General features: G+C 63.4%; 1 protein-coding gene and 1 pseudogene. Both read right to left on the minus strand.

Features of this window, described 5'->3' with window-relative positions:
* Positions 1-321, minus strand: a 321-nt coding sequence (locus AC1DXM_RS31860) for an ATP-binding protein (protein ID WP_477239517.1), incomplete at its 3' end; no start/stop codon positions are given.
* Positions 254-1,821, minus strand: a pseudogene (gene istA / locus AC1DXM_RS31865) (IS21 family transposase). The gene AC1DXM_RS31860 and the pseudogene istA, both read right to left, overlap by 68 nt.
* Positions 1,822-1,938: the final 117 nt, after the last annotated feature.

A 1,938-nucleotide genomic window follows, 5' to 3' on the forward strand; every position in this document is an offset into this window, starting at 1 on the left:
GGTGCCGCCGATGAGCACGGCGTTGCGCTGGTCGGCGACGAAGGTTCCGTTGGCGAGATCACGGATGAGTGGCTCGTTGACCGGCGTGCCGTCGAAGTCGAACTCCTCGATGTCCTTGGCGATCGGCAGCTTGGCGACGGTGAGCTGGTATTTGATGGAGCGGGCCTGCTTCTCGGCGATCTCGGCCGAGAGAAGATCGCCGACGATCCTCGGCGGCTCGTGCTGGCGCTTGATGCCTGTCGCCATGACCTCGTCATAGGCGCCGCGCATCCCGTAGAGCTTCAGCGTGCCCATCAGTTCCAGAACTTGCGTGCGTTCCATCAGCTTGCCCTCCTGAGGCTGTCGTAGCGGGCGCAGTCGGCCTGCGGCTCATGCTGCAGGCGAAGCGCGTCCGGGGTGAGGATGGTGATGGCCGGCGCGGGGTCGCGCCGCCGCGCCAGGATGTTGATGATGACGGCGGCGGAGCAGACGTTCTGATCGAGCGCCTCCTGGCAGGCGGCTTCCACGGCATCGATGTCGTCGGTCAACACCGCCGCCAGGATCGACACCATCTGCCGATCGCCGTCATGCGCCGCCTTCAATTTGCGTCGGATACGCTCCATCGCCGAGGGCAGAACCCAGCCCTGGAAGGGCGCACCGTTGCGCAGTGCACCGGGCTTGCGGGCAAGGACCGGCATGTAATGCCAGGGATCGTAGATCGTGTCGCCGCGCCCGAACGAACGGACATGCTCGCCGACGACCACGCCGTCCTGGCGGATGACGATCTTGTCGGCATAGGCATGGATCTCGACCGGGCGACCGACGGCGGTCGACAGCACCGAGTATTTGTTGTTGTCGAAGCGAACCGTGCAGGTTCTTCGACACCGAGGCCGGCACCGTGTGGAATCCGTCGAAGGGGCCGCGATACTCGACCAGTTTGCCGCGCTCTTCCTCGAACACGTTCCAGATCGTTCGTTCCGGTTGCTCGACGTGACGGTGCGCCTTGGCGTAGGCGACGCACTTGTCCTGCAGCCAGGCGTTCAGCTCCTCATAGGTCTTGAAGCGCAGCCTGGGCGTGAAGAAGCGCTCGCGCACCAGCCCGACCTGGTTCTCGACCTGACCCTTCTCACAGCCCGATGCCGGCGTGCAGGCGACCGGCTGCACGAGATAGTGGCTGCACATCTGCAGGAAGCGGCGATTGTATTGGCGGTCCTTGCCAACGAAGATCGTTTCCACCGCCGTCTTCATGTTGTCGTAGATGCCGCGCGTGCAGGCGCCGCCGAAGAAGGCGAAGGCCCCGTCGTGGGCGTCGAACACCATCTCTTGCGTCTCGCGCGGATAGGCCCTGACGAACATCATGCGGCTGTGGCAGAGCCGGACATGGGCGACCTTCACGGTCACTGTCACGCCGTTGATCAGGACGATCTCGTGGCTCCAGTCGAACTGGTAGGCCTCGCCCGGCGCGAAGAACMGCGGCACATAGGCGTCCGCCATCGCCGACCCCTGCGCCTTCGCCCAGCTCTTCGCGTATCGGCGGACGGCGTCATAGCCTCCCTCGTAGCCGAGGCTGCAAAGCTCTTCGTAAATCCGGATCAGTGTCAGTTGCTCGCGCGCCGCCTTGCCACGGTTGCCATTCAAAAACCCGTCAAGCTGATCCTGCCACGGACCGATCTTCGGCTTGGGCTGCCGCTCGCGTTCGTAGGAGAACGATGTCTCATCGGATCTGAGAATCTTGCGGACCGTGTTCCGCGACACATGCAGTTCGCGGCAAATCCGCTTGAGCGACCATCCTTGCACATGGAAGGCGCGCAGAACCCGGGCAATCGTATCCACCGACTTCATCCCCACACCATGCGCTCGCCACGACGAGCTGATGGTCGCAAATCAAAGCATCAGGGGGGTCAAAATTGGACGCCGATTCCCCGGCTTATGGGGTCAATTTTGCACGCCGATTCACAG

The sequence above is a fragment of the Mesorhizobium sp. P3_A2 genome (genome assembly GCF_056403115.1).